25 protein-coding genes are annotated in these 26,199 nt (G+C 73.2%); 10 read left to right on the top strand and 15 right to left on the bottom strand.

Annotation, left to right across the window (positions count from 1 at the left end; all coding sequences use genetic code 11):
- Positions 1–5: 5 nt before the first annotated feature.
- Both PUR71_RS10585 and PUR71_RS10580 read right to left on the bottom strand, forming a co-directional pair.
- Entirely contained in the window at positions 6–416 is a 411-nt protein-coding gene (locus PUR71_RS10585; RefSeq protein WP_329926425.1) for an NfeD family protein, read from the bottom strand.
- 161 nt (positions 417–577) lie between these two features.
- Entirely contained in the window at positions 578–1,369 is a 792-nt protein-coding gene (locus PUR71_RS10580) for an ABC transporter ATP-binding protein (RefSeq protein WP_329926400.1), read from the bottom strand.
- 148 nt (positions 1,370–1,517) lie between these two features.
- Between PUR71_RS10580 and PUR71_RS10575 the strand changes: the two genes are divergently transcribed.
- Complete coding sequence (locus tag PUR71_RS10575; RefSeq protein ID WP_329926398.1) at positions 1,518–2,321, top strand: hypothetical protein; 804 nt, start codon at positions 1,518–1,520, stop codon at positions 2,319–2,321.
- Between the two features lie 245 nt (positions 2,322–2,566).
- Here the strand turns inward: PUR71_RS10575 and PUR71_RS10570 are convergent, their stop codons facing one another.
- The 4 genes from PUR71_RS10570 to PUR71_RS10555 form a co-directional block, all read right to left on the bottom strand.
- Complete coding sequence (locus PUR71_RS10570; protein ID WP_329926396.1) at positions 2,567–3,403, bottom strand: hypothetical protein; 837 nt, start codon at positions 3,401–3,403, stop codon at positions 2,567–2,569.
- 185 nt (positions 3,404–3,588) lie between these two features.
- Entirely contained in the window at positions 3,589–4,245 is a 657-nt protein-coding gene (locus tag PUR71_RS10565; protein WP_329926394.1) for a response regulator transcription factor, read from the bottom strand.
- Positions 4,238–5,335, bottom strand: a complete 1,098-nt coding sequence (locus PUR71_RS10560; protein WP_329926423.1) for a GAF domain-containing sensor histidine kinase — start codon at positions 5,333–5,335, stop codon at positions 4,238–4,240. The genes PUR71_RS10565 and PUR71_RS10560 overlap by 8 nt, the downstream gene beginning before the upstream one ends.
- Positions 5,336–5,685: 350 nt before the next feature.
- Positions 5,686–8,271: an FHA domain-containing protein gene (locus PUR71_RS10555; RefSeq protein ID WP_329926392.1), complete on the bottom strand. Its 2,586-nt coding sequence runs from the start codon at positions 8,269–8,271 to the stop codon at positions 5,686–5,688.
- A gap of 311 nt (positions 8,272–8,582) precedes the next feature.
- Here PUR71_RS10555 and serB point away from each other — a divergent pair, with 311 nt between their 5' ends.
- Positions 8,583–9,839: a phosphoserine phosphatase SerB gene (gene serB / locus PUR71_RS10550; protein WP_329926391.1), complete on the top strand. Its 1,257-nt coding sequence runs from the start codon at positions 8,583–8,585 to the stop codon at positions 9,837–9,839.
- 103 nt (positions 9,840–9,942) lie between these two features.
- Here the strand turns inward: serB and PUR71_RS10545 are convergent, their stop codons facing one another.
- From PUR71_RS10545 to PUR71_RS10535, 3 genes are all read right to left on the bottom strand, one after another.
- A complete protein-coding gene (locus tag PUR71_RS10545) occupies positions 9,943–10,470 on the bottom strand; it encodes a SixA phosphatase family protein (protein ID WP_329926389.1) in 528 nt (175 codons plus the stop codon).
- A 156-nt stretch (positions 10,471–10,626) separates the two neighbouring features.
- A complete protein-coding gene (locus tag PUR71_RS10540) occupies positions 10,627–10,749 on the bottom strand; it encodes an SGM_5486 family transporter-associated protein (protein ID WP_329926387.1) in 123 nt (40 codons plus the stop codon).
- A 98-nt stretch (positions 10,750–10,847) separates the two neighbouring features.
- Complete coding sequence (locus PUR71_RS10535) at positions 10,848–12,134, bottom strand: CynX/NimT family MFS transporter (protein WP_329926385.1); 1,287 nt, start codon at positions 12,132–12,134, stop codon at positions 10,848–10,850.
- 130 nt (positions 12,135–12,264) lie between these two features.
- Here PUR71_RS10535 and PUR71_RS10530 point away from each other — a divergent pair, with 130 nt between their 5' ends.
- Positions 12,265–12,939: a FadR/GntR family transcriptional regulator gene (locus tag PUR71_RS10530; RefSeq protein WP_329926383.1), complete on the top strand. Its 675-nt coding sequence runs from the start codon at positions 12,265–12,267 to the stop codon at positions 12,937–12,939.
- Positions 12,940–13,067: 128 nt separating this feature from the next.
- Here PUR71_RS10530 and fabI read toward each other — a convergent pair whose 3' ends face one another.
- Together fabI and fabG are read right to left on the bottom strand one after the other, a co-directional pair.
- Entirely contained in the window at positions 13,068–13,835 is a 768-nt protein-coding gene (fabI, locus tag PUR71_RS10525) for an enoyl-ACP reductase FabI (protein WP_329926381.1), read from the bottom strand.
- A 2-nt stretch (positions 13,836–13,837) separates the two neighbouring features.
- Complete coding sequence (gene fabG, locus PUR71_RS10520) at positions 13,838–14,557, bottom strand: 3-oxoacyl-[acyl-carrier-protein] reductase (RefSeq protein ID WP_329926379.1); 720 nt, start codon at positions 14,555–14,557, stop codon at positions 13,838–13,840.
- Positions 14,558–14,855: 298 nt separating this feature from the next.
- Between fabG and PUR71_RS10515 the strand changes: the two genes are divergently transcribed.
- The 6 genes from PUR71_RS10515 to PUR71_RS10490 all read left to right on the top strand — a co-directional run bounded on the left by PUR71_RS10515 (position 14,856) and on the right by PUR71_RS10490 (position 20,729).
- Positions 14,856–16,001 (top strand): MBL fold metallo-hydrolase, encoded by a 1,146-nt coding sequence (locus PUR71_RS10515; RefSeq protein ID WP_329926377.1) that lies wholly within the window; start codon positions 14,856–14,858, stop codon positions 15,999–16,001.
- Positions 16,002–16,128: 127 nt separating this feature from the next.
- Positions 16,129–17,733: a TldD/PmbA family protein gene (locus PUR71_RS10510; RefSeq protein WP_329926375.1), complete on the top strand. Its 1,605-nt coding sequence runs from the start codon at positions 16,129–16,131 to the stop codon at positions 17,731–17,733.
- Positions 17,730–19,127, top strand: coding sequence for a metallopeptidase TldD-related protein (locus tag PUR71_RS10505; RefSeq protein ID WP_329926373.1), 1,398 nt, complete (start codon positions 17,730–17,732; stop codon positions 19,125–19,127). Before PUR71_RS10510 ends, PUR71_RS10505 begins: the two co-directional genes overlap by 4 nt.
- A 32-nt stretch (positions 19,128–19,159) precedes the next feature.
- Positions 19,160–19,708, top strand: coding sequence for an RNA 2'-phosphotransferase (locus tag PUR71_RS10500; RefSeq protein ID WP_329926422.1), 549 nt, complete (start codon positions 19,160–19,162; stop codon positions 19,706–19,708).
- Positions 19,709–19,822: 114 nt separating this feature from the next.
- Positions 19,823–20,206 carry a DUF3099 domain-containing protein gene (locus PUR71_RS10495; protein WP_329926371.1) on the top strand — a complete coding sequence of 128 codons (384 nt, stop codon included), beginning with the start codon at positions 19,823–19,825 and terminating at the stop codon, positions 20,204–20,206.
- Positions 20,207–20,495: 289 nt separating this feature from the next.
- The gene (locus tag PUR71_RS10490) at positions 20,496–20,729 is read left to right on the top strand and encodes a hypothetical protein (RefSeq protein ID WP_329926369.1); all 234 of its coding nucleotides are present in this window, start codon (positions 20,496–20,498) and stop codon (positions 20,727–20,729) included.
- Here the strand turns inward: PUR71_RS10490 and moaA are convergent.
- From moaA to PUR71_RS10470, 4 genes are all read right to left on the bottom strand, one after another.
- Positions 20,726–21,715: a GTP 3',8-cyclase MoaA gene (gene moaA / locus PUR71_RS10485; protein WP_329926367.1), complete on the bottom strand. Its 990-nt coding sequence runs from the start codon at positions 21,713–21,715 to the stop codon at positions 20,726–20,728. The two genes, PUR71_RS10490 and moaA, sit on opposite strands and share 4 nt — an antisense overlap.
- 80 nt (positions 21,716–21,795) lie before the next feature.
- Positions 21,796–23,406, bottom strand: coding sequence for a solute symporter family protein (locus PUR71_RS10480; RefSeq protein WP_329926365.1), 1,611 nt, complete (start codon positions 23,404–23,406; stop codon positions 21,796–21,798).
- The gene (locus tag PUR71_RS10475) at positions 23,403–23,759 is read right to left on the bottom strand and encodes a DUF485 domain-containing protein (protein WP_329926364.1); all 357 of its coding nucleotides are present in this window, start codon (positions 23,757–23,759) and stop codon (positions 23,403–23,405) included. The genes PUR71_RS10480 and PUR71_RS10475 overlap by 4 nt, the downstream gene beginning before the upstream one ends.
- Before the next feature lie 279 nt (positions 23,760–24,038).
- On the bottom strand, positions 24,039–25,082 hold the full coding sequence (locus tag PUR71_RS10470) for a zinc-dependent alcohol dehydrogenase family protein (protein WP_329926362.1): 1,044 nt from the start codon (positions 25,080–25,082) through the stop codon (positions 24,039–24,041).
- A gap of 126 nt (positions 25,083–25,208) precedes the next feature.
- Between PUR71_RS10470 and PUR71_RS10465 the strand changes: the two genes are divergently transcribed.
- Positions 25,209–26,195 (top strand): DEDDh family exonuclease, encoded by a 987-nt coding sequence (locus tag PUR71_RS10465; RefSeq protein WP_329926360.1) that lies wholly within the window; start codon positions 25,209–25,211, stop codon positions 26,193–26,195.
- The last annotated feature ends 4 nt before the right edge of the window (positions 26,196–26,199 follow it).

Raw genomic sequence — 26,199 nt, 5'->3', positions numbered from 1 at the left:
CTCCCCTAGACGACCAGGGCGGTCGCGCCCTGGATTTCGACGACGTCGACCTGCTGCCCCGGCTGGTACACCGAGTCCGGGTGGAGCGCTCGGGCCGACCAGATCTCGCCGTTGAGCTTGATCCGTCCGCCCTCCCCGTCGACGGTTTCCGCGACGACCGCGGTGGCGCCCTGGAGCGCCTCGATGCCCATCTTGATGTTCGGGCCCTTCCTGAGCTCCCGGTAGGCGATCGGGCGGACGACCACCAGCAGGGCGACCGAGGACACCACGAAGGTCAGGGTCTGCCAGGCCACCCCCGCGCCCAGTCCGGCCACGCCGGCCGCAGCCAGCGCGCCGACCGCGAACATGGCGAACTCCGGCATCGCGGTGAGCACCAGCGGTATGCCGAGCCCTACGGCGGCCAGGAGCCACCACATCCAGCTGTCCACGCATCCATCCTAGGGACGAAGGGCCTTCGTGGCGGACAGTTCCCGCAGGTCCAGGGGCGGAAACCGGTCGCGCGTGCGACCGGTTCCCGGGGCGGGCCGGACGGTGGTCAAACGGACGGTCGTCGGACGGACGGTCGTCGGACGGGGGCTCAGCCCAGCGGCAGGCCCTGGGCCGACCAGCGGTCGCCGTGGCGCTCCAGGGTCAGCGGCAGGCCGAAGCACTTCGAGAGGTTGCGGGCGGTCAGCTCGGTGTCGATCGGGCCGGCGGTGAGCACCTTGCCCTGACGGATCATCAGGACGTGGGTGAAGCCGGGGGCGATCTCCTCGACGTGGTGGGTCACCATCGCCATCGCCGGGGCGAACTCGTCCTGGGCCAGCGCGCCGAGGCGGCGGATGAGGTCCTCGCGCCCGCCGAGGTCCAGGCCGGCGGCCGGCTCGTCGAGCAGCAGCAGCTCGGGGTCGGTCATCAGCGCGCGGGCGATGAGGGTGCGCTTGCGCTCGCCCTCCGAGAGGGTGCCGAACTTGCGGTCGGTGAGGTTGGACATGCCGAGGCGGTCCAGCAGCGCGAGCGCGCGGGACTCGTCCGACTGCTCGTAGCTCTCCTGCCAGCTGACCGTCATGCCGTAGGCGGCGGTGAGCACGGTCTGCAGCACCGTCTGTTCGGCGGGGAGCTTGTCGAACATCGCGGCACCGGCGAGGCCGATCCGGGAGCGCAGCTCGAAGACGTCGATCTCGCCGAGCTTCTCGCCGAGCACCGAGACCTTGCCCGCGGTCGGGAACAGGTACGAGGAGGCGATCTGCAGCAGCGTCGTCTTGCCGGCGCCGTTCGGGCCCAGGATGACCCAGCGCTCACCCTCGGAGATGGACCACGAGACCTGGTCGACCAGCGCGCGCCCCTCCCGGACCACGGATACGTCCACCAGCTCCAGCACGTCGCTCATGCCTACGCCTTCCCCAATACAAGATTTTCGGCCGTCGGTGCGGGCGGCGAGCCTACTCCGGCAGCCGGTGGGCACGGGGTGGGTGCGCCGCACGCGCATGGGCAAACCTACGCCACGCGGATGACCGCCGATTCCGTAGGCTGGCCGGATGCTCGCGACTCCTGCCGACAATCCGTACGAAGAGCCCCGTTCGGGGCGGCTGACCGCCTGGGGCGGCGCCCTGCTCGCCGGGCTCGTCCCGCCGGACAACGCCGCCGCCGCCGTCCTCGGCGAGGACGAGGCCCACCGGGTGACCGGGCTGCCCGGCGACGAGCCGGGCGAGCAGCACGGGCTCACGTGGGCGCTCGGCCGGCTGCGGGTGCTCGGCGTGCGGGGCCTTCGGCTGGCGCTCCCCTCGGCGGGGCACCCGCTCGGGCTGACCGGCCCGGCGGGGTTCAACGAGCGGGCCATGGGCGCGGGCGAGGCCGTCCTGGCGGTCGGCGCACCGCTCGGACTGGTGCCCGAGGTCGAGGTCTTCGGCCCGGCGGGGGACCGATCGGCGACGGTACTGTGGCGCTGCTCGACGGTCAACGACGGCCCGCCGACCGACGTGCCGTCCCTGCACGAGGCCGAGCGCGAGCTCGCCGACGGGCTGCGCGAGGCGACCGTCCTGCTCACCCGCCTCGACGTGGCCGGCGCGGGCCCGGAGGCACTGCGGGCCCTGGACGCCTACCGCCGCCGCGGCCACGCGGAGCTGCTCGCGCCCGGCTACCCGGCCCGCGCGGTGCGCGTGCTGGAGTCCGCCCGCCAGGTGTCCGCGCTCCTGACGATCGCCGCCGGCGGCCACGGCGCCGCCGTCAGCGCCTCGGAGATGGCCGCCCGACAGTCCGTCCTCGCCCTGCTGCGCCGCACCGCCCGCCGCGCCCAGGTGGCCGCCTACAACGCCCTGGTGGACGAGCGCCAGGACAGCTGAGCCCGGCGGCGCCCCACCCGCGCGGGAATCGGACGGACCGACGTCCCGCGCGAGGTGGGGCCGGGGCGGCGGAGACATGGCCGGAAAGCAGCCATAGCAGCCACATCCGGGGCGGGCCCACTGACGCACCGCGCCATACCCGCGAGCCCTGCGCCCGCGCCGCCCGGCAGCCGCCGTGCAGGGACGCCTCCGAAGGCGCAGCCCGCCCGGCCACCACACAGCACCCGCACCACCCGCCCGCCGCCCTACCGCCAGGGATCGGCCGCCGCCAAGGCCATCACCTCCGCCCGGTCGTAGCGCCCGTCCTCGGCCCGGGTGAGCGCGCCCTTCGCCACGGCGGCCGCCAGCCGCGCCGCCGACCAGCCCAGCTCCTCGGCCGCCTCCGTCGCCGACAGGCTCTCCACCATCCGCCGCCGCAGCAGTTCCGCGGCCGCCTGCGCCTCGGTCTCGGCGCGGCGGAGCCGCTCGGTGACCACCTCCTCGACGGCGGCCTCCGGCACCGCCGACAACGCCTCGCGGCTGTACGTGGGGTGGCCCCGGAACTCGCCGGAGGCCACGAGCACCCCGGCCTCGGCGAGTTTGCGGATGTCGTCCGCGGTGACCGGGAGGCCGGTGGTGTGGCCCAGGGCGACGGCGGCCTTGCCGGCGCCCACCCGGGGGACGGCACCCAGCGCGGCCGTGAGCTCGGCGGCGCCGGCCCGCAGTTCGGCCTCCACCGCGGCCGACCAGGCCCGGCCGTCGACGTCCGGTTCGGGGATCAGCCCGCGCTCCCGTGCCTCGTCGAACTGCCAGCGCACCAGCCCGAGCCGCCTGCGCAGGACCTCGGGGCCGTAGGCCTCGCGCTCGCGGGCCGTCTCCTGCGCCAGCTTCGCGGCCCGCTCCGCGACGTCCGCCGCCAGTGCGGCGGCGATGTCGGCGCGGCGTTCCAGCAGGGGCGCCACCACCGCCGGGGACCAGCGCCGGTCCTCGACGTCCGGTGGGGGCACCAGGCCGAGGTGCCTGGCCCGCTCGAACAGGCGGTGCGTCAGCTCCAGTTCGTTGGCGAGCACGACGGGTCCGTACTCGCTGCGCGGCGCGTTCATCAAGTCCTCCCCCGGGTTCGATGTCGGTGCTCAGCCTGGCACACCCCCCTGACGCCCCATCACGTCTTTTCTGCCCCGCCCCTGCCGAACGGCACACTCCGAACACGGATCTGAGGCCCACCGCCCCGAATCACCTCCCGTCCGGCACGGCGCGACGGCCACCCCCACGCGCCCCGCCGACGCCGCTACGCCTCCCGGCCCTCCCCGTGCCGCACGGCCCAGAGCGCGGCCTGGGTGCGGTCGGCGAGGTCCAGCTTCATCAGGATGTTCGACACGTGCGTCTTCACGGTCTTCTCCGACAGGTGCAGGCTGCGCGCGATCTCCCGGTTGGAGCGCCCGTCCGCGATGTGCCCCAGCACCTCCCGCTCGCGCTCGGTGAGCGTCCCGCCCCGGCCCTGCGGGGCGCGCGGGCCGTCGTCGGAGAGGAGCGCCTCGGCGAGCTCGGGCTGGAGCAGGACGTGGCCGGCGTGGACCGAGCGGATGGCCCCGGCGAGCGCCTCCGGGTCGACGTCCTTGTACACGTACCCGGCGGCGCCGGCCCGCAGCGCGGGGACCATCGTGCGGTGCTCGGTGAAACTGGTGACGATCAGGATCCGGGCCCGGCTGCCCTCGCCCTTGAGCGTGCGCAGCGCCTCGATCCCGTCGACGCCGGGCATCTTGAGGTCCATCAGGACGACGTCCGGGTCGAGCTCGCGGGCCCGCTCGACGCCCTCGGCGCCGTCGGCGGCCTCGCCGACCACCTCGATGTCGTCCTGCACCTCCAGGAAGGTGCGCAGGCCGCGCCGCACGACCTGGTGGTCGTCGACGAGCAGGACGCGGATCGGCGGCGTGCTCTCAGGCACCGGGGACCTCCATCTCGACGAGCGTGCCCCGGCCGGGGGCGGATTCCAGGGTGAGCCGGCCACCGACGGCGGCGGCCCGGTCGCGCATCGACGCCAGCCCGAGGTGCTTTCCGGCCCGGCGGACGGACTCCGGGTCGAACCCCTGTCCGTCGTCCCGCACCTGCAGGACGGCCCCGCGCTCGGGCGTGCCGAGCAGGGTGACGGTGACGCGCCGCGCGCCGGAGTGGCGCAGCGCGTTGTGCAGCGCCTCCTGCGCGACCCGCAGCAGCGCGGCCTCCTGGGCCGGCGGCAGGGCGCGGACGCCGTCGGCGGCGAAGGCGACGTCGGCGGTGTGGGCGCGGTCGAGCACCTGGACCTGGGAGGCGAGGGTGGCGCTGAGCCCGTCCTCCTCGAGGGCGGCGGGCCGCAGTTCGACGACGACGGCGCGGAGTTCGTCGGCGGCCTCGGCGGCGAGCCGGGCGACCTCGGCGAGTTCGGCGCGGGCGCGGGCCGGGTCGCGGTCGACGAGCTTGGCGGCCGCCTTGGCGGTGAGCCGCAGCGAGAAGAGCTTCTGCGAGACGGCGTCGTGCAGGTCGTGGGCGATGCGGGCGCGCTCGCCGGCGAGGGTGAGTTCCCGGCTGCGCTCGTAGAGGTGGGCGTTGGAGAGGGCGAGGGCGGCGTGGGCGGCGAGTATCCGCAGCAGTTCCTCGTCGTGGTCGGTGAAGAGGCCGCCGCCGTGCTTGTTGGCGAGGAAGATGACGCCGGTGACCTGCGGCTCGTCCTCGGCGGCGTCGGTGTCGAGGATGGGCATGCCGAGGAAGGCGTCCATCTCGGGGTGCGCGGCGGGCCAGCCGCCGAACGCGGGGGCCCGGCGGACGTCGGCGAGCCGGGTGGGCCCGGTCTCGTGGAGCATCTTGGCGAGCACGCCGTGCTGGCGGGGCAGCGGGCCGATGGCGCGCCACTGCTCGTCGGTGACGCCGTCGACGACGAACTGGGCGAAGCCGCCGTGGTCGTCGGGGACACCGAGGGCCGCGTACTCGGCGCCGAGCAGTTCCCGGGCGGACGCGGTGATCCGGCGCAGCACCTCGCGGACCTCCAGGTGCCGGCTCATCGCGAGCAGCGCCCGGCTCACCGCCTCGATGCCGGCCAGGCAGGGGTCGCAGGCGGGCAGCCGGTCGTGGTGGGCGTGGCCGACCGGTATCCGGCCGTCGGGGAGGGGACCGGCCGCCGGGCGGTGGTCACTGGGCGCACTGGGCATACCGCCAACCTACCGCCGGGCCCCCGCCCCGGCGTCCGTCCGCAGGCGCCCCGGTCGCAGGTCCGGAGACCTAGGCCGATGGGCCCGGAGCGCAAGACCGGAACACAGGACCGGAAACACAGGACCGGAGCGCCGACGCCGGAACGCGAGAGGGGCGGCCCTCCCCGTCGGGAGGGCCGCCCCTCTACCGGGCGGTCGGGGCCTCAGCCCTTCTGCATGACCTCGGGCTCGTGCCGGCGCTGGAGGCGCGTCACGATGATGCCGATGACGACCGAGATGGCGATCAGCACACCGGCGTCGATCGACCACTGGGCGACGGAGTGCGTCCACAGCGGGTCGTAGTTCGGGTTCTGGAAGTCCTTGTTCCAGGGGCCCATCAGGTGCGACAGGTCGAGCGTGGTGGACACGATGCCGGTGCCCCAGCGGGCGGGCATCAGCCAGGCGACCTGCTCCAGGCCGGGCTTGCCGAAGATCTGGAAGAGGCAGCCCGTGAAGACGACCTGGACGATGGCGAACATGACCAGCAGCGGCATGGTCTTCTCGGCGGTCTTGACCAGCGCGGAGATCATGAGGCCGAACATCATCGCGGCGAAGCTCAGCAGGATCATGCCGACCGTCATCTCGATGATCGGGGTGTTCTCGACGATCAGGCCGTGCGCGGGCAGCTTGCGCGGCAGGAAGCCGACGGCGGAGATGATCGCGCCCTGGATCACGCTGAAGATGCCCAGCACGATGATCTTGGACATCATGTACGCCGAGCGGGACAGACCGGTGGCCCGTTCCCGTTCGTAGATCGCCCGTTCCTTGATCAGTTCGCGGACCGAGTTGGCCGCGCCGGAGAAGCAGGCACCGATCGCGAGGATCAGCAGGATCGTCGCGGCCCCGTTGTTGAGGTGGAGCTGCGACTTGGGGTTCGGCGCGAGCCCCGGTTCGTTGGGGATCAGCACGCTGACCGCGCCGATGACCGCGGGCAGCAGCACCGACAGCGCGAGGAAGCCGCGGTCCGAGGCGAGCACCGACATGTAGCGGCGCATCAGGGTCCACAGCTGCGAGCCCCAGCTCTGCGGCTTGGGCGGCTTGATGGCCTCCTGGGCGACCTGGACGTGCTGCACCTCGCCCGCCTCGACGGTCGGGGCGGAGTACTGCTGGTAGTGCACCGAACCGCGGTAGCGGCCGGCCCAGTCGTGGTCCGGGTAGTTCTCGAAGGCCTGGAAGACGTCCGCCCAGGTCTCGTAGCCGAAGAAGTGCAGCGCCTCGTCCGGCGGCCCGAAGTAGGCCACCGAACCGCCCGGCGCCATCACCAGCAGCCGGTCGCAGAGCGCCAGTTCGGCCACCGAGTGGGTGACGACGAGGATCGTGCGGCCGTCGTCGGCCAGGCCGCGCAGCATCTGCATGACCTCGCGGTCCATGCCCGGGTCGAGGCCCGAGGTGGGCTCGTCCAGGAAGATCAGCGACGGCTTGGTGAGGAGCTCCAGGGCGACCGAGACGCGCTTCTGCTGGCCGCCGGAGAGCGCGGTGATCTTGTTGTCGGCGCGCTTGTCCAGCCGCAGCTCGTACAGCACCTCGTCGATCCGGGCCTCGCGCTCGCGGGCCTCGGTGTCGCCGGGGAAGCGCAGCTGGGCCGCGTACTTGAGGCCCTTGCGGACGGTCAGCTCGCGGTGCAGGATCTCCGACTGCGGCACCAGGCCGATGCGGGAGCGGAGTTCGGCGAACTGCTTGTAGAGGTTGCGGCCGTCGTACAGCACCTCGCCGCGGTCGGCCGGGCGGTAGCCGGTGAGGGCGCGCAGCAGGGTCGACTTGCCGGAGCCGGACGGGCCGATGACGGCGACCAGGGACTTCTCCGGGACGCCGAAGCTGACGTCGTTGAGCAGGATCTTCTTCGCGCCCTTGTGCTCGACCTCGACGGTCAGGTGGCGGGCGGAGAAGGAGACGGCGCCGTCGTCGACGAACTCCTGCAGCTGGTCGCCGACCAGCACGAAGCTGGAGTGGCCGACGGTCAGCCGGTCCTGCGGGCCCATCAGCTGGCGCTGCACCTGCTGGCCGTTGAGGAAGATGCCGTTGTGGCTGCCGAGGTCGACGATCTCGTAGCGGCCGTCGGGCAGTTGACGCAGCTCGGCGTGGTGGCGGGAGACCTGGAGGTCGGAGACGACGATGTCGTTGTCGAGCGCGCGGCCGATCCGGACGGTGCGCATCGCGGACGTCAGGTTGCGGATCATCGTCGGCTGCGGGCCACCGCCGCCGTGCTGCGGCTGCGGAGTGACGCCCTGCTGCTGGGCGGGGATGCCCTGCTGCTGCGGGAACGGCGGCTGCGCGGCCTGCTGCTGCGGGAAGCCGCCCTGCTGCTGCGCGGCCCACGGCTCGGCCTGCTGCTGGTACGGGTCGTGGGCCTGCTGCCCCCACGCCGGCTGCTGGGCGGGCTGCTGCGGCGGCGCCGGCGCGTTGCTGCGGCTGGTGGCGGCCTCGTGCCAGGCGGGCGCCTGCGGGGCGGCGGACTGGACGGGGGCCGAGAAGGAGAGGCGTGGGCCGTTCTCCGGGTTGCCGAGGTTGACGACGGCACCGGGGAACAGCTGGGCCTGCTGGGTCCGGGCACCGGCGACGTACGTGCCGTTGGTGCTGCCGTGGTCGTCCAGCTGCCAGCCGGTCCCGTTGAAGGACATGGTCCCGTGGTGCCAGGAGACCCGCGCGTCGTCGAACGGGAAGTCCGACTGCGGGTTGCGCCCGATGGTGTAGGACCGCCCCGGCTCCAGAGTCCGCTGCTGTCCGTTGATCTCAATGACGAGTTGCGGCACTGCTCGCCTGCCCCGCTCTCTCGGTCCCCCGATTGTGTCCCCCGGCCGGGGGTGCGTACTTCCTGTAACTGACGGGGGAATCATTCCAGCCGACTGACCGCTGACGAAAGTCACCCCTGGGGACTGTGACCAGGCGGCAACGATTCGCGGACGGCGCGGTGCCCCCGGCTCCTCCGCACCCCCACGCCACCTCCCCGTCACCTGCACGCAACGGCGGCCGCTTCCCGGGTCCTGGCGCCCCCCGGCCCGTGCGTCCGGGGGATGGACGGGTGCCCTGCGGCCCCTCCCCGCCCGGTAGCGTGGGACCCACCATGAACGCATCGCCCTTGGCCGCTGAGCCTTCTCCCGCCTCGCAGCCCCGGACCGAGGACGAGCGCACCCTGCTCGTCAAGGTGTTCGGCAAGGACCGCCCCGGCATCACGGCCGGCCTCTTCGCCACCCTGGCCGGCTTCGGCGTCGACGTGATCGACATCGAGCAGGTCGTCACGCGTGGCCGGATCACACTGTGCGCCCTGGTCACCCCACCCACCGCGCCCGGTGCCGAAGGCGGCCTGCGGGCCACCGTGCACCGCTGGGCGGAGGAGCAGAAGCTCCAGGCCGAGATCATCTCCGGCATCGGCGACAACCGGCCGCGCCGCGAGGGCCGCTCGCACGTGACGGTGCTGGGCCACCCGCTGACCGCCGCCGCGGTCTCGGCACTCACCTCCCGGATCACCGCGGCCGGGGGCAACATCGACCGCGTCTTCCGCCTCGCCAAGTACCCGGTGACGGCGGTCGAGCTGGCCGTGTCCGGTGTCGCCACCGACGAGCTGCGCGGGGAGCTGGCCCAGGAGGCGGCGGCCCAGCGGGTCGACGTCGCCGTGGTCGCGGCCGGTCTGGAGCGCCGCGCCAAGCGCCTGGTGGTGATGGACGTCGACTCCACGCTCATCCAGGACGAGGTCATCGAACTGTTCGCGGCGCACGCGGGCTGCGAGGAGGAGGTGGCCGAGGTGACGGCGGCGGCGATGCGCGGCGAGCTGGACTTCGCCGAGTCGCTGCGCGCCCGGGTGGCGCTGCTGGCGGGGCTGGACGCCTCGGTGACGGAGAAGGTGCGCGCGGAGGTCCGCTTCACGCCGGGGGCCCGCACCCTGATCCGCACGCTGCAGCGCCTGGGCTTCCAGGTGGCTGTGGTGTCCGGCGGGTTCACGCAGGTCACCGACCACCTGGTGGAGCAGCTGGGGCTGGACTTCGCGGCGGCCAACACCCTGGAGGTGGAGGACGGGAAGTTCACCGGCCGGGTGGTCGGCGAGATCGTGGACCGCGCGGGCAAGGCCCGCTGGCTGGCCCGGTTCGCCGAGCAGGCCAAGGTGCCGCTGGAGCAGACGGTCGCGATCGGCGACGGCGCCAACGACCTCGACATGCTGAACGCGGCCGGCCTCGGGGTGGCGTTCAACGCCAAGCCGGTGGTGCGCGAGGCCGCCGACACCGCGGTGAACGTGCCGTTCCTGGACACCGTGCTGTACCTGCTCGGCATCACCCGCGAGGAGGTCGAGGCGGCCGACACCCACGACGGGGGCCCGGCCTCGTAGTCCGCCGAACGCCCGCACGGGCGGTCGGGGACGAAGGTGAGGGGCGCGCGGACCGAGTCCGCGCGCCCCTCGCGTCGCTCACGTCGGAGAGGACGTCCGGGCGTCAGTCCTGCGGCGTGTGGTACGAGACCAGCTCGGCCACGCCCGGCTCGACGTCCTTCCAGGAGCCGCCGAAGCTGAGCACCGCGATCGCCGCCGTGGGGAAGCCGCCGAGCCGCAGCCGGTCCAGCGCGTCCGGGTCGCCCGCGTCGCCGGCCAGCACCTGGGTCAGGCCCAGCACGCCCGGGTTGTGCCCGACCAGCACCACGTCCGCGTACTCCTCCGGGGTCTCCTGGAGGACGGCGATGATCTCGCCCGGACTGGCCTCGTAGATCCGCTCCTCGTACACGGTCTTGCGGCTCCGCTTGGGCAGCTCGTGCGCCGCCAGCTTCCAGGTCTCGCGGGTGCGCAGGGCCGTGGAGCAGAGCACGAAGTCGGGGTTGATCCCCGAGTCGGCCAGCCAGCGGCCGGCGTCCGGGGCCTGGTTGCGGCCCCGGTCGGCCAGCGGCCGCTCGTGGTCGTCGACGCCGTTGGGCCAGTCGGCCTTGGCGTGGCGGAGAACGATGATCCTGCGGGGCGTGTCGGCGCTCATACCCAGCAAGCTTGGCAGAAAAGCCGTCCGGCGGCGCGGTGCTCCCGGTCGGCGCCACTCCCAGGGGTGGTGGGTGCCGTCATGCGCCGTTCACCGGCGGTTGTCCCGCCGGACGGCCGGGTCGCGGGCCCGGTCGCGGGGCGGCCGCGGGCCGGGTCAGCCCAGGCCGGCGGCGACCGTGGCGATGATCGCCACGAGCACCACGATGCCGGCGATCGCCAGGGCGATACGGCCGAGCTGCTTGCGGCCGTCGGTCGGGTTCGGTTCGAGAACGGGCATGTCCGGAATTCTCCCACCCCGGACACACCCGACGACCGCCGCCCCCTCGCCCTTGGCCGGTCCTTGACCTTCCCGGCCCGGCCCTTGCCCGAGGGACCTCAGGCGCCGGCCGGCACCTTCCGCGGCGCCACGGCCTCGTCCTCGATGTGCCGGGCCATCGCGGCCCGCAGGCCGAACAGCATCTGCGGCACCAGCAGCAGCGCGAGGAAGCCCAGCGGCAGGTACCACTGGCCCGTCACCTGGTAGATCCGGCCGATCAGGATCGGCCCCGGGATGGAGATCAGGTAGCCGATGCCCTGGGCGAAGGCGGACAGCTGGGCGACGCCGCCCGCGGTCCGGGCGCGCAGCCCGATCATCGTCAGCACCAGCGGGAAGGCGCAGTTGGACAGGCCCACCAGAACGGCCCACACCCACGGCAGCGCGGCCGGGGCGAGCGCGAGCCCGGCGTACCCGGCGATGCCGAAGGAGGCCAGCACGACGACGAACAGCCGCTGGTCGCCGCGCCGGGCGGCCAGGTTGGGCAGGACGAAGGAGACCGGCACGCCGATCACCATGGTCACCGCGAGCAGCACGCCCGAGGTGCCCTTGTCGACGCCGGCGTCCTGGAAGATCTTCGGCAGCCAGCCCATGACCACGTAGGCACCGGTGGCCTGGAGGCCGAAGAAGCAGGCCATCGCCCAGGCCGTCCGGCTGCGGGTGATCGGCAGCTGGTCGGCGGCGGGCCCGCCCGCCTTCTCGCCGCGCTCGCGCTTGGCCACGGCGACGACGGTCCAGAGCACCAGCGCCACCGCGCCGAGGACGGCCCAGACGCCGAGGCCGTAGCGCCAGTCGCCGCCGAGGGCGCTGGTCAGCGGCACGGTGACGGCGGCGGCCAGGGAGGTGCCGGCCGACAGCGACATGGAGTACAGGCCGATCATCGGACCGACCTTGGCCGGGAAGTAGCGCTTGATCACCACCGGGATCAGCACGTTGGAGACCGCGACACCGGCCAGCGCGAGCGCGGTGAGCAGCAGGAAGACCCCGGTGCCGCCGGCGAAGGAGCGGGCCAGCACGCCCGCGGTGATCGCGCCCATGCCGGCCGTGATCACCGCGATCGGGCCGATCCGGCGGGCCATCGTGGGCGCGGCGAAGCCGAACAGGCCGAAGCACAGCGAGGGCACGGCGGTGAGCAGTCCGGCCACGGTGGGGTTCATCCCGAGGTCGGAGCGGACCTGGTCCAGCAGCGGCCCGAGGCTGGTGACGACGGGGCGCAGGTTGAAGGCGGCGGCGGCGATCGCGACGGCGAACAGTGCGACGACGAAGGGGCTGGGGGTGGCGGTGGGCCGCTCGGTCTGCGGCCGCACCCCCGTTCGGGGAGTGGTGGTGGTGTCTGCTGCGGGAGGCATGGCGCCCATCATAGAATGATGGGATGAATTGACGCACCACGGAATTGGCATGATGTGCCGACCGTTCATCCACCGGCCCGCCGGAGTCCACCGGGCCCCGTCCACCGCCCCGAAGCCGCTAGGAGTCCCCGTGGCGCTGTCCTCGCCGAGGCGCACCCCGCTGTCCGACCAGGTGATCGCGCAGTTGCGCGCCCAGATCACCTCCGGCGAGTGGCCCGTCGGCTCGCGCATCCCGACCGAGGCCGCCCTGGTCGAGCAGCTCGGCGTCGCACGCAACACCGTCCGCGAGGCCGTCCGCGCCCTCGCCCACAACGGGCTGCTCGACATCCGGCAGGGTTCCGGCACCTACGTCCTCGCCACCAGCGAGCTCGCCGGCGTCATGCACCGCCGCTTCGCCGACGCCGGCCAGGCGCAGGTCGCCGAGCTGCGCGCCGCCCTGGAGACCTCCGCCGCGGGCCTGGCGGCCCTCCGCCGCACCCCGCGCGACCTCGCCCTGCTGGACGCCGCGCTGGCCCGCCGTGAGGCCGCCTGGCACTCCGGCGACGCCGAGGACTTCGTCCAGGCCGACGCCGCCTTCCACCAGGCCGTCGTCGCGGCCGCCCACAACGACGTGCTGGCCGCCGTCTACGCCGACCTCGGCGAGGTGACCCGAGCCCACCTGCGGCACGACGTCGGCCCCGAGCTGATCGCCGAGCGCTACATCGGCCACGACACGATCCTCGACGCGATCCGGGCCGGGGACGCCCAGCGCGCCTCCGTCGAGGCCGGCCGCGCGATCGGGGCCTGCGGCACCGCCGACGCCTGACCGGCCCTGCGCCGAACGACCGAACGCCCGGAAGACCGGAAGACCGGAACCCCCGAAAGCCGGAAGACGCCGCTGCCCGGCACCCCGCGGAGGGGGTGCCGGGCAGCGGCGTCAGCGGACCGGGCGCCTCAGGCGCCGATGGCGTGCAGACCGCCGTCGACGTGGACGATCTCGCCGGTGGTCTTCGGGAACCAGTCCGACAGCAGCGCGACAACGCCGCGGCCGGCCGGCTCCGGGTCGCTCAGGTCCCACTTCAGCGGGGAGCGCTGGTTCCAGGTGTCGGCCAGCTCGCCGAAGCCCGGGATGGACTTGGCGGCCATCGAGCCGATCGGGCCCGCCGAGATCAGGTTGCAGCGGATGTCCCGCGCGCCCAGGTAGCGGGCCAGGTAGCGGTTGGTCGACTCCAGGGCGGCCTTGGCCGGGCCCATCCAGTCGTACTGCGGCCACGCGTACTGCGCGTCGAAGGTCAGACCGACGACCGAGCCGCCGTCCTGCATCAGCGGCAGCAGCGCCATGGTGAGCGACTTCAGCGAGTACGCCGAGACGTGCATCGCGGTGGCCACGGACTCCCACGGGGTGTCCAGGAAGTTGCCGCCCAGGGCGTCCTGCGGGGCGAAGCCGATCGAGTGGACGATGCCGTCCAGGGTCGGCAGGGTCTCGCGGACCTGGTCGGCGATGCCGGCCAGCTGCTCCGGGCTGGAGACGTCCAGCTCCAGGACCTTGACCGGCTTCGGCAGCTTCTTGGCGATGCGCTCGGTCAGGCTCGGGCGGGGGAAGGCGGTGAGGATGATCTCCGCGCCCTGTTCCTGGGCGAGCTTCGCGGTGTGGAAGGCGATGGAGGACTCCATCAGCACCCCGGTGATGAGGATCCGCTTGCCCTCGAGGATTCCACTCATGATCAGTGACCCATGCCCAATCCGCCGTCGACGGGAATGACGGCTCCGGTGATGTACGCGGCCTCGTCCGAACCGAGGAACCGCACGGTGGACGCGACCTCGGCGGGCGCCGCGTAGCGGCCCAGCGGCACGCCCGAGACGATCTCCTTGCGGCGCTCGTCGCTGAGCACGGCGGTCATGTCGGTGTCGACGAAGCCGGGGGCGACCACGTTGACGGTGATGTTGCGGGGGCCGAGCTCGCGCGCCAGCGACCGGGCGAAGCCGACCAGGCCGGCCTTGGAGGCGGCGTAGTTGGCCTGGCCCGGCGAGCCGGAGAGGCCGACCACGGACGAGATCAGGATCACGCGGCCCTTGCGCGCCCGCATCATCAGCTTGGAGGCGCGCTTGACCACCCGGAACGCCCCGGTGAGGTTGGTGTCGAGGACGGAGGTGAAGTCCTCCTCGGACATGCGCAGCAGCAGGGTGTCGTTGGTGATGCCGGCGTTGGCGACCAGCACCTCGACGCCGCCGTGCTTCTGCTCGATCTCGGTGAAGGCTGCGTCCACCTGCGCGGCGTCGGTGATGTCGCAGCGCACCGCGAGGACGTCGTACTTCGCCAGGGCCTCGGGCACCTCGCCCGAGCGGCTGGTGATGGCGACCTTGTCGCCCGCCTCGGCGAAGCCCAGGGCGATCGCGAGGCCGATGCCCCGGTTTCCTCCGGTGACGAGAACCGAGCGGCTCAACGATCCACCTCTCTCCGTAAGGGGGTGCGCGTACGGCGGGATGCGCACGCAGTGTGACCGTATCCGGCGCCCGGCGTCGTCGGCGAATCGGTCTCCCACAGCGCCTCACCGAAGGAACTGTGGCAATCCGACAATCCGCGCCCGGCCCGCCCCGGAGCCCCCCGCGCGGGCCGGGCGGGCGCGCGGACGGGAACACCCGGGCCGGTGCGCCCGTTGCCACCCCTTGTACGGGGCGACCCGGGGCCGGCCGTACCCTCTCCCCGAAACAGTCCCGGCGAGGAACGAAGAGGCAGGGCGCATGACCAAGGCACAGCCAGGGAGCACCCACCGACGCGGACGGCTCCTGGCCCTCACCGCCCTGGCCGCGGTGGCGGGCGCCGCCGCGTGGTCGCTGCGCGACCTCCCGGCCGCGTTCGGGCGCCGGCCCGACGGCGAGCGCGAGGAGCGGGTGCGCGACTCCCCGCAGTACCGCGACGGCGTCTTCCACAACGCGCCGTCCACCCTCGCCCGCGCGGCGTCCGCCCCCACCATCGACGGCGACACCGTCCGCCGCATGGTCTTCCAGCGCGAGCACCGCGTCCCCGCGCACCCGGTGCCGCTGGTGCGTTCCGCCGACGGCCCGCGCCCGGCCGCCGAGGGCGTCGAGATCACCTGGTACGGACACGCCTCCGCGCTCGTGGAGATCGAGGGCTCGCGCGTCCTGCTCGACCCGGTCTGGAGCGACCGCTGCTCGCCCTCCGCGCACGTCGGCCCCAAGCGGCTGCACCCCGTGCCGGTCGCGCTGGAGGAACTCCCCCAGGTCGACGCCGTGCTCATCTCGCACGACCACTACGACCACCTCGACATGGCGACGGTCAAGCGCCTGGTGCACACCCAGTCCGCGCCGTTCGCGGTGCCGCTCGGCATCGGCGGCCACCTGCGCCGGTGGGGCGTGCCCGAGCACCGGATCATCGAGCTGGACTGGGACGAGACCTGCACGCTCGGCGAGCTCGTGCTCACCCTCACCTCCGCGCACCACTTCTCCGGCCGCGGCCTGACCCGCAACACCACCCTCTGGGGCTCGTGGGTGATCGCCGGCCCCACCCGCAAGGTCTTCTACACCGGCGACTCCGGCTACTTCGAGGGCTACGCCCGGATCGGCGAGCAGCACGGCCCCTTCGACGCCGCCCTCGTCCAGATCGGCGCCTACGACGCGGCCTGGGCGGACATCCACATGACGCCCGAGGACGCCGTCCTCGCCCACCGGGACCTCGGCGCCGGCCTGCTGGTGCCCGTCCACTGGTGCACCTTCAACCTCGGGCTGCACCCGTGGGCCGAGCCGGTCGAGCGGCTCCTGAAGGAGGCCAAGGCCCAGGCCGTCCCGCTCGCCGTGCCGCGCCCCGGTGAGCGCGTCGACGTCGACAACCCGCCCGAGCTGGACGGCTGGTGGGAGACCGTCGCCTGACGCCCCGCCGGGGCGCCGGGGCGGCGCCGGCCAAATGCGCTGGCCGAAAGTGCGTGGACGGGCAATGATGCGGTGCGGGCGCCCCTGTGCGGCGCCGCACCGCCACCCCCGCGACCAGGGAGCTCGCTTGCCTCCGATCCCTCCGGCCGACAGCGTCGGCGCCGCGCACGACCGCGCCGTCGACCCGCTGTTCCTCGCCTTCCCGCTGCGCGCCCTCGCCGACGCCGCGCTCACCCGGGCCCGCGAACTCGGCGTCGAGCACGCCGACTTCCGCCTGGAGCGGGTCCGCAGCGCGTCCTGGCGGCTGCGCGACGCCCGCCCGGCCGGCACCTCCGACAGCCTCCAGCTCGGCTTCGCCGTCCGGGTGCTGCTGGACGGCGCCTGGGGCTTCGCCGCCGGAGTGGACCTCACCACCGACGCGGCCGCGCGGGTGGCCGAGCAGGCCGTCGCGGTGGCCCGGCTGTCCGGCGGGATCAGCCGCGCGGCCGGCTCCGCCGAGCGGGTCGAGCTCGCGCCGGAGCCGGTCCACCGGGACGTCACCTGGGTGTCCTCCTACGAGGTCAACCCGTTCGACGTGCCGGACGCCGACAAGACCGCCCTGCTCGCCGGGTGGAGCTCGCGGCTGCTGGCCGCCGAGGGCGTCTCGCACGTCCAGGCGAGCCTGCTGACCGTCCAGGAGAACAAGTTCTACGCGGACACCGCCGGCACCGTCACCACCCAGCAGCGCATCCGCGTGCACCCGACGCTGGAGGCCACCTCGGTGGACGAGCGCACGGGCGCCTTCGACTCGATGCGCACCCTGGCCCCGCCGGTCGGGCGCGGCTTCGAGTACCTCACGGGGGTCCGGGGGCCGTCCCCCGACGGACGGAGCCTGCACGGCACCGGCTGGGACTGGGACGCCGAACTCGCCGAACTGCCCGTCCTGCTGGCCGAGAAGATGCGGGCCCCGAGCGTCCGGGCGGGCCGCTACGACCTCGTGATCGACCCGTCCAACCTCTGGCTGACCATCCACGAGTCGATCGGCCACGCCACCGAGCTGGACCGCGCCCTCGGCTACGAGGCCGCCTACGCCGGCACCTCCTTCGCCACCTTCGACCAGCTCGGCTCGCTCAAGTACGGCTCCGAGCTGATGCACGTCACCGGCGACCGCACCGCCGAGCACGGCCTGTCGACCATCGGCTACGACGACGAGGGCGTCGCCACGCAGTCCTGGGACCTCATCAAGGACGGCGTCCTGGTCGGCTACCAGCTCGACCGTGGCATGGCGAAGCTGAAGGGCTTCGAGCGCTCCAACGGCTGCGCCTTCGCCGACTCCCCCGCGCACGTCCCGGTGCAGCGGATGGCCAACGTCTCGCTCCGGCCGGCCACCGGCGGCCCGGACACCGAGGGCCTGTTCGCGGGCGTCGAGAACGGCCTGTACATCGTCGGGGACCGCTCCTGGTCCATCGACATGCAGCGCTACAACTTCCAGTTCACCGGCCAGCGCGCCTACGCCATCAAGAACGGCGAACTCGCGGGCCAGGTCAAGGACTTCGCCTACCAGGCGACCACCACCGACTTCTGGGGCTCGATGGCGGCCGTCGGCGGTCCGCAGACCTACGTCCTCGGCGGTGCCTTCAACTGCGGCAAGGCGCAGCCCGGTCAGGTCGCGGCGGTCAGCCACGGCTGCCCGTCCGCGCTGTTCCGCAACGTCAACGTGCTCAACACCCAGCAGGAGGCGGGTCACCGATGACCGCGACGCAGCCCCACGAACTCGTCGAGCTCGCGCTCGGCCTCTCCCGCGCCGACGGCTGCGTGGTGATCGCCGACGAGGAGTCCACCGCCAACCTGCGCTGGGCCGGCAACGCGCTGACCACCAACGGCGTCACCCGCGGCCGCCGCCTCACCGTGATCGCCACCGTGGCCGGCGCCGAGGGCACCGCCTCCGGCGTGGTCTCCCGCGAGGCCGTCACAGCGGCCGAGGTCGAGGGCCTGGTCCGGGCCGCCGAGGAGGCCGCCCGCGCCGCCGGACCGGCCGAGGACGCCCAGCAGCTGGCCGCCGGCCTGCCGGCCTCGCCGCACTTCGACCAGCCGCCCGCCGAGACCTCGATCGACGTCTTCGCGGACTTCGGACCGGCCCTCGGCGAGGCCTTCGCCCGCGCCGCGGCCCGGGGCGAGCTGCTGTACGGCTTCGCCCGGCACGAGATCACCACCAGCTACCTGGGCACCTCCACCGGGCTGCGGCTGCGCCACGACCAGCCGACCGGCATGGTCGAGATCAACGCCAAGACCGCCGACCTGTCCGGCTCGGCCTGGGTCGGCGCGGCCACCCAGGACTTCGCCGACGTCGACGTCACCGCGCTGCACGCCGAACTGACCAAGCGCCTGGGCTGGGGCGCCCGCAGGGTGGACCTCCCGGCCGGACGCTACGAGACGCTGCTGCCGCCCTCGGCCGTCGCCGACCTCATGGTCTACCTGCACTGGTCGGCCGGCGGCCGGGACGCCCACGAGGGCCGCACGGTCTTCTCGAAGCCCGGCGGCGGCACCCGCGTCGGCGACCGGCTCACGGCGCTGCCGCTGACCCTGCGCGCCGACCCGCGCGAACCCGGCCTGGACGCCGCGCCGTTCGTCCTCACCCACGCCACCGGCGGCGACGTCTCGGTGTTCGACAACGGCCTGCCGATCACCGCCACCCACTGGATCCGCGAGGGCGTGCTGACCGACCTGGTCACCACCCGCCACGCGGCCGGCCTCACCGGCCTGCCGCTGCGCCCGCCCGTCGACAACCTGGTGCTGGAGACGGCCGACCAGGACGCGGCGCCCACGCTGGACGAGATGATCGCCCGCACCGAGCGCGGCCTGCTGCTCACCTGCCTCTGGTACATCCGCGAGGTGGACCCGGCGACGCTGCTGCTCACCGGCCTCACCCGGGACGGCGTCTACCTGGTCGAGAACGGCGAGGTGGTCGGCGCGGTCAACAACTTCCGGTTCAACGAGTCCCCGGTCGACCTGCTCGGCCGGATCACCGAGGCGGGCCGCACCGAGCGCTGCCTGCCGCGCGAGTGGAGCGACTGGTTCACCCGCACCGCGATGCCACCCGTGCGTGTCGCGGACTTCAACATGAGTTCGGTCAGCCAGGCCTCATAGCCGCTGACCGACGGGGGGATACGAGAGACATGATGGACGAGAAGCGACTGGTCAAGACGAGCAAGATGCTGTCGCGCATCCTGCGGCACGAGCCGGAGCGGATCGGGATCACCCTCGACGAGGCCGGCTGGGTCCGGATCGACCTGCTCCTCGCCGCCCTGGCGGCGAAGGGCAACCGGCTGAGCAGGGCCGATCTGGACCACGTCGTGGCGACGAACAACAAGCGCCGGTTCGGTTACTCCGCCGACGGCCTCTCGATCCGCGCCAACCAGGGCCACACGGTGGCGGTCGACCTCGGCCTGGCCGCCGTCGTGCCGCCCCCGGTGCTCTACCACGGGACCGCCGACCGCCACCTGGCGGCGATCTTCCACGAGGGCCTGCGCCCGATGGCCCGCCAGGACGTCCACCTCTCCGCGGACACCGCGACGGCCACCGGGGTCGGCTCCCGGCACGGCCGCCCGGTCGTGCTCACCGTGAACGCCGCCGCGATGGTGGCGGACGGCCACGTGTTCCGGCTCAGCGAGAACGGCGTCTGGCTCACCGCCGCCGTCCCCCCGCAGTACCTCTCCCGGCGGCCCTGACCGGGCCGCCCGCGCGTGTCCGCCCGCCCCGGTCTCGTCCTCGGCCGGGGCGCGGCGTACGGTGAATTGGCCGCGCGGCCGGAAGCGCGGGTGCTCGGACGAGGACGGTAGGACATGGGCAAGAGCGCGGGCGGTGGCCAGGTCCACCGGATCACGGGGGCGCGCAGCAGCCTCACCGAGGACGTCCGCGGGCGGCAGCGCCGCTACGTGGCCTCGATGCTGCTGCGGACGGTCTGCGTGCTGCTGGCCGTGGTGCTGTGGGACGTGCAGCGCTGGCTGGCGGTCGGCGCGCTCGCGGGCGGCGTGCTGCTGCCGTACTTCGCGGTGCTGATCGCCAATGCCGGGCGGGAGCGGGCGCCGGGTCTGCCGAGCACCTTCGACATCCCCGTCGACACCCCCCTGATGCTCGGCCCCGGTGGTACGGGTGGGGCGGGTGCGGCGGCCGGTACAGGAGAGGCAAAGAAGCCTCCCACCGATTCTTCACAGAGCGGGAGCTGAGTGTCCGGCTCCTCCACCTTCGCGGCGATTTGACTCGGCGAAAGCTCAAAAGAAGCTCAGATTAATCATGCAGGACCTCCCCAAACCGAGGTCTCGGCGTGACATACTGCGTACGCGCTCCGCATCCCCCGTCGGAGCGACGGACCGACGCCGGGCAGCTCCCCCCGTGGCTGCCCGGCGTCGCCATGCCCGCACCCTGTCGCGCCGGGATCCCCGGCCGCCGGCGCGCGGAGGAGCCCGTGAAAGACTGGCGGTGAAGACCCCCGCCGAGCACCGAGGACGGCCCCCGATGGACACCCCGCAGACGCCGATCTGCTCCGCCAAGGGCTGCCGGGCGGACGCCGGCTGGGTGCTGGTGTGGAACAACCCCAAGCTGCACACCCCGGACCGCCGCAAGACCTGGCTCGCGTGCGACGAGCACCGCGAGCACCTGTCCCAGTTCCTGGGGGTGCGCGGCTTCCTCAAGGAGGTCGTCGCCTTCGCCGACCACCCCGGGACTCCCGAGGGGCCCGGAGCGGGCTAGCCCCCGATCGCCGACATCGGCCGGTCGGGCTGGTGGAACTCCGGGTCGTCGATCCCCGCGCCCGCCTTCTTGCCCCACATCGCCGCCCGCCACAGGGAGCCGATCTCTGCGTCGTCGGCGCCCGTGCGCAGGGCGGTGCGCAGGTCCGTCTCCCCCGTCGCGAACAGGCAGTCGCGCACCTGCCCGTCGGCGGTGAGCCGGGTGCGGTCGCAGGCGCGGCAGAAGGGGCGCGTCACCGAGGCGATCACGCCGACGCGGGCCGGGCCGCCGTCGACCAGCCAGCGTTCGGCCGGCGCGGCGCCGCGGCGCGCGGAGGGCTCCGGGGTGAGCGCGAAGCGCGCGGCGAGCCGCTCCAGGATCTCCCCGGCGGTGATCATCGACGATCGGTCCCAGCCGTGCTGGGCGTCCAGCGGCATCTGCTCGATGAACCGCAGCTCGTAGCCGCGCTCCAGGCACCAGGCGAGCAGGTCCGGCGCCTCGTGGTCGTTGACCCCGCGCATCAGCACGGCGTTCAGCTTCACCGGGGCCAGCCCGGCGGCCTCGGCGGCGGCCAGCCCGTCCAGGACGTCCTGGTGGCGCCGGCGGCGGGTGAGCGTGAAGAACACCTCGGGGTCGAGGGTGTCCAGGGAGACGTTGACGCGGTCGAGCCCGGCCTCGCGCAGCGCCGTCGCGGTACGGGCCAGGCCTATCCCGTTGGTCGTGAGCGAGATCTCCGGGCGCGGTTCCAGCTCGCCGCACGCGGCGACGATCGCGACCAGCCCGGGGCGCAGCAGCGGTTCGCCGCCGGTGAAGCGCACCTCGCGCACGCCGAGGTCGCGCACCGCGATCGTGACCAGCCGGACGATCTCCTCGTCGGTGAGCAGGTCGGGCTTGCCGAGCCACTGCAGCCCCTCCTCGGGCATGCAGTACGTGCAGCGCAGGTTGCACCGGTCAGTGAGGGAGACGCGCAGGTCGACGGCCTGTCGTCCGAAGGTGTCGAGCAGCACGGCGGTCCCTTCACCAGTAATGCGGCCGGCCCGGCCCACCGTCGTGGCGGGGCCGGGCCAGCATAGTCATCGCGTGGTGATCAGTGGGCGCCCAGTCCGGTCAGCGAGCGGACCTCCAGTTCAGCGTACTTCGCCGGGTCGGGACGTTCCTTGGACAGCAGGGTGGCGATCCAGCCGGCCAGGAAGCCGATCGGGATGGAGACCAGGCCGGGGTTCTCCAGGGGGAACCAGTGGAAGTCCGAGTCCGGGAAGAGCGAGGTCTTCGCCCCGGAGACGACGGGCGAGAAGACAACCAGCAGCACCGAGCTGATCAGGCCCGCGTAGACGGAGGCGACGGCACCGGAGGTGGTGAAGCGCTTCCAGAACAGCGAGTAGAGCAGCGTCGGCAGGTTCGCCGAGGCGGCCACCGCGAAGGCCAGGGCGACCAGGGCCGCGGTGTTGAGCTTGCCGGCGAACAGGCTGAGCACGATGGCCACCGCGCCGATCGCGACGGCGGCCCACTTCGCCGAGAGCACTTCCTCCTTCTCGGTGGCCCGGCCGCGCCGGATCACGTTGGCGTAGAGGTCGTGCGCGAAGGAGGCCGAGGACGCCAGGGTGAGGCCGGCGACGACGGCGAGGATGGTGGCGAAGGCGACCGCGGAGATCACCGCGAGCAGGATCGCCCCGCCGGTGGAGCCCGCGCCGCCGCCGAGCGACTCGGCCAGCTGCGGCGCCGCTGTGTTGCCCGCCGCGTTGGCCGCCTTGATCGCCTTGGGCCCGACCAGCGCCGCCGCGCCGAAGCCGAGCGCCAGGGTCATCAGGTAGAAGACGCCGATGATGCCGATCGCCCAGAGCACCGACTTCCGCGCCGCCTTGGCGGTGGGCACGGTGTAGAAGCGCACGAGGATGTGCGGCAGGCCGGCGGTGCCGAGCACGAGCGCGATCCCGAGGCTGATGAAGTCGAGCTTGCTGGTGCCGCTGACGCCGTACTTCAGCCCGGGTTCGAGGAAGGCCGCGCCCTTGCCGCTCGCGCTCGCCGCCGCGCCGAGCAGCTCGGAGGGGTTGAAGTGGTACTTCGCGAGCACCAGGACGGTCATCAGCGCGGTGCCCGCGATCAGCAACACGGCCTTGACGATCTGCACCCAGGTGGTGCCCTTCATGCCCCCTATCACCACGTAGACGACCATCAGGGCGCCGACCGCGACGATGGTCCAGCGCTTGGCGCCCTCCCCGCTGACGCCGAGCAGCAGGGCGACCAGCGACCCGGCGCCGACCATCTGGGCGAGCAGGTAGAAGATCGACACGATGATCGTGGAGACGCCCGCGGCGGTGCGCACCGGGCGCTGCTTCATCCGGAACGCGAGCACGTCCGCCATGGTGTAGCGGCCGGAGTTGCGCAGCGGCTCGGCGATCAGGAGCAGGGCGACCAGCCAGGCCACCAGGAACCCGATCGAGTACAGGAAGCCGTCGTACCCGGAGAGGGCGATGGCGCCGGCGATGCCGAGGAAGGACGCGGCGGACATGTAGTCGCCGGAGATGGCCAGGCCGTTCTGGAAACCGGTGAACCCCCGGCCGCCGGCGTAGAAGTCGGCGGCGTCCTTGGTCTGCCGCCCGGCCCAGACGGTGATGCCGAGCGTGAGCAGCACGAAGAACCCGAACAGGGTCATCGTGAGGCCGCGGTGCTCGGTGGCGGAGCTGGCGAGCAGGATCATTCGGCGGACTCCCGGGGAGCGTGGACGACGGCACCGTGGGCCTCGCGGATCGCGGCGGCGGGCGGGTCGATCCGCCGGTCCGCGTAGCGGGCGTACCACGCGGCGATGGCGAAGGTGGTGACGAACTGCAGCAGCCCCAGCACCAGTGCGACGTTGATGTGCCCGACGACCTTGGTGCCCATCAGACCGGGCGCGTAGCTGGAGAGCAGGACGTAGAGCAGGTACCACAGCACGAAGCCGATGGTGACCGGGAAGGCGAAGTTCCGGAACGAGCTCCGCAGGGTCCGGAACTCCTGGCTCTCGTCGATGAGTTGGACATCCGTAGGGGCAGTGGTGATCGGCGGCGATTCCACGCTGTACTCCTCACTCCTTCGGCGTAGCGGTCGCACAAGGGAGACGATCGGACGTGAGGGGCGTCACAATCCGCATGCGCGCCGCGCAATGCTAGGAGCGTGGTGCCCACCCCGGAAGGGGTTGACTGCGATCGGCCGGCTGTTCACCCCCTCGCACTATCCAATTGGCCGAAAACCGCCACTGCCGTCACTTCGAAACCACCCCGCCCCATGCACGAGGGGCGCCACCCTCCAATGGTGGCGCCCCTCGTGACGATCTATCAGGTGCGATCGGGTCCGTCAGAAAGCGATCCGCACCTTCAGCGCCGAGCGGTCGTCCATCGCCCGGTACCCGTCCGGCACCTCCTCCAGTCCGACCGTCCGGTCGAACACCAGGCCCGGCTCGATGGCGCCGGAGAGGACATCGGGCAACAACTCGGGGATGTACGCGCGGGCCGGCGCCACGCCGCCGTTCAGCGAAACGTTGCGACCGAACATCTGGCCGATGTCGACACCGGCGCTCCCGCCGTGCGGCACGCCGACGTAGCCCACCGCGCCGCCGTCGCGCGCGATCGAGAGGGCCGTGCGCATCGACTCCTCGGTGCCCACCGCCTCCAGCACCGCGTGCGCGCCCAGCCCGCCGGTCAGCTCCTTCACGGCCGCCACGGCCGCGTCGCCGCGCTCGGCCACCACGTCCGTCGCGCCGAAGCGCCGGGCGAGGTCGGTGCGGGCGGGGTGCCGGCCGAGCGCGATGATCCGGCCCGCGCCCAGCCGGTGCGCCGCCAGCACGCCGCACAGGCCCACCGCGCCGTCGCCGACCACGGCGACCGTCGCGCCCGGACGCACCCGCGCCGAGACGGCCGCGTGGTGCCCGGTGGACATCACGTCCGACAGCGCCAGCAGGCCGGGCAGCAGTTTCTCGTCACCGGCCGCCTCCTTCGGCAGCTTGACCAGCGTCCCGTCCGCGAACGGCACCCGGACCGCCTCGCCCTGGCCGCCGTCCGAGCCCACCTGGCCCCAGAAGCCGCCGTGCGGACAGGAGGTCTGGAGGCCTTCGAGACAGAACTCACAGGTGCCGTCCGACCAGACGAACGGCGCCACGACGAGGTCGCCCTTCGCGCAGCCCCGCACGTCGGCGCCGGTCTCCTCGACGACGCCCAGGAACTCGTGGCCGATCCGCTGCCCGGCCACGCGCTGCGCGACCCCGCGGTAGGCCCAGAGGTCGCTGCCGCAGATGCAGGCGTTCAGGACCCGCACCACGGCGTCCGTCGGCTGCTGGACCACCGGGTCGGGGACCTCTTCGATCCGGATGTCACTGGGGCCGTGAATGACGGTGGCGCGCATGGATGTTCGTCCTTGTCTACGGAGGTCGGCCGCATGTACGACGCCTACGCGGAACACTCTATTCCGCCCGTCCCACCTCAACATTTCGGCCGGACACCATCCGATCGGCGCTTATCCTGTTGGACCATGCAACCGATCCAGCCCGAGACGCGCGGTGCGCAGCTCCCCGCCCAGCGCACCGCCGCCGCCCCCGCCGGGGGCTTCGCCGTGGTGGACGTCGAGACCACCGGCCTCGGCCGCTCGGACCGCGTCATCTCCGCGGGCGTCTACCAGCTGGACCCGGACGGCGAGATCACCGACCACTGGTACACCCTGGTCAACCCCGAGCGGGACCCCGGCCCGGTCTGGATCCACGGCCTCACCGCCCAGCTGCTCTCCGGCGCCCCGACCTTCCCGGAGATCGCCGACGAGTTCGCCACCCGCCTGGCGGACCGCGTCCTGGTCGCCCACAACGCGCTCTTCGACTGGAACATGATCTCCCGCGAGTTCTCCCGGGCCGGCCGCCGCGCCCCGGTCGACCAGCGGATCTGCACCATGGTCCTCTCCCGCGACCTGCGCCTGCCGCTGCCCAACGGCAAGCTCTCCTCGCTCGCTGCGCACTTCGGCGTCCAGCAGCGCCAGGCCCACAACGCCCTGGACGACGCCCGCGTGCTCGCCGAGGCCTTCCGGCCCAGCCTGCAGCTGGCGCGCCTGGGCGGCGTCCCGCTGCCCCTGCAGACCTGCGTCGCGGTCACCGACCTCGGCGAGGACGAGCCCGTCGCCCCCGGCCGCGGCAGCTGGACCGGCGCCGCCTACCGCCAGGCCAAGAAGCGCCCGCCGTGCCCGTACCCGAACCCGGGCCGCTGGGAGGACGGCAAGCCGCTGGTCCAGGGCATGCGGGTGGCCTTCACCGGCGACACCGCCACCGACCGCGAGCTGCTGGAGGACCGCGCCGCCGAGGCCGGCCTGCACATCGCCACCTCGGTGAGCCGGCTCACCAGCCTCCTCGTCACCAACGAGCCGAACAGCTGGAGCGGCAAGGCGCGCAAGGCCCGCGAGGTCGGCACCCCGGTCGTCGGCGAGGACGCCTTCCTCCAGCTGCTGCGCGAGGTCGCCCCGCACCCCGGTGCGTGAGGCG

It is taken from the genome of Streptomyces sp. SP17BM10, assembly GCF_036322405.1.
Taxonomy (GTDB): domain Bacteria; phylum Actinomycetota; class Actinomycetes; order Streptomycetales; family Streptomycetaceae; genus Kitasatospora.
Note: the sequence above shows the minus strand (reverse complement) of the source record. Positions and strands in the feature narration are given on the sequence as shown.

What these genes read in the sequence shown, in the direction of transcription:
- PUR71_RS10495 (WP_329926371.1), top strand. Translation starts at nt 19,823, where the DNA reads ATGGGCAAGAGCGCGGGCGGTGGCCAGGTCCACCGGATCACGGGGGCG.
- serB (WP_329926391.1), top strand. Translation starts at nt 8,583, where the DNA reads ATGAACGCATCGCCCTTGGCCGCTGAGCCTTCTCCCGCCTCGCAGCCC.
- PUR71_RS10540 (WP_329926387.1), bottom strand. Translation starts at nt 10,749, where the DNA reads ATGCCCGTTCTCGAACCGAACCCGACCGACGGCCGCAAGCAGCTCGGC.
- PUR71_RS10560 (WP_329926423.1), bottom strand. Translation starts at nt 5,335, where the DNA reads ATGAGCCGGCACCTGGAGGTCCGCGAGGTGCTGCGCCGGATCACCGCG.
- PUR71_RS10480 (WP_329926365.1), bottom strand. Translation starts at nt 23,406, where the DNA reads ATGATCCTGCTCGCCAGCTCCGCCACCGAGCACCGCGGCCTCACGATG.
- PUR71_RS10470 (WP_329926362.1), bottom strand. Translation starts at nt 25,082, where the DNA reads ATGCGCGCCACCGTCATTCACGGCCCCAGTGACATCCGGATCGAAGAG.
- PUR71_RS10535 (WP_329926385.1), bottom strand. Translation starts at nt 12,134, where the DNA reads ATGCCTCCCGCAGCAGACACCACCACCACTCCCCGAACGGGGGTGCGG.
- fabI (WP_329926381.1), bottom strand. Translation starts at nt 13,835, where the DNA reads ATGAGTGGAATCCTCGAGGGCAAGCGGATCCTCATCACCGGGGTGCTG.
- PUR71_RS10575 (WP_329926398.1), top strand. Translation starts at nt 1,518, where the DNA reads ATGCTCGCGACTCCTGCCGACAATCCGTACGAAGAGCCCCGTTCGGGG.
- PUR71_RS10515 (WP_329926377.1), top strand. Translation starts at nt 14,856, where the DNA reads ATGACCAAGGCACAGCCAGGGAGCACCCACCGACGCGGACGGCTCCTG.
- PUR71_RS10585 (WP_329926425.1), bottom strand. Translation starts at nt 416, where the DNA reads ATGTGGTGGCTCCTGGCCGCCGTAGGGCTCGGCATACCGCTGGTGCTC.
- PUR71_RS10505 (WP_329926373.1), top strand. Translation starts at nt 17,730, where the DNA reads ATGACCGCGACGCAGCCCCACGAACTCGTCGAGCTCGCGCTCGGCCTC.
- PUR71_RS10490 (WP_329926369.1), top strand. Translation starts at nt 20,496, where the DNA reads ATGGACACCCCGCAGACGCCGATCTGCTCCGCCAAGGGCTGCCGGGCG.
- PUR71_RS10570 (WP_329926396.1), bottom strand. Translation starts at nt 3,403, where the DNA reads ATGAACGCGCCGCGCAGCGAGTACGGACCCGTCGTGCTCGCCAACGAA.
- PUR71_RS10500 (WP_329926422.1), top strand. Translation starts at nt 19,160, where the DNA reads ATGGACGAGAAGCGACTGGTCAAGACGAGCAAGATGCTGTCGCGCATC.
- PUR71_RS10465 (WP_329926360.1), top strand. Translation starts at nt 25,209, where the DNA reads ATGCAACCGATCCAGCCCGAGACGCGCGGTGCGCAGCTCCCCGCCCAG.
- PUR71_RS10580 (WP_329926400.1), bottom strand. Translation starts at nt 1,369, where the DNA reads ATGAGCGACGTGCTGGAGCTGGTGGACGTATCCGTGGTCCGGGAGGGG.
- PUR71_RS10545 (WP_329926389.1), bottom strand. Translation starts at nt 10,470, where the DNA reads ATGAGCGCCGACACGCCCCGCAGGATCATCGTTCTCCGCCACGCCAAG.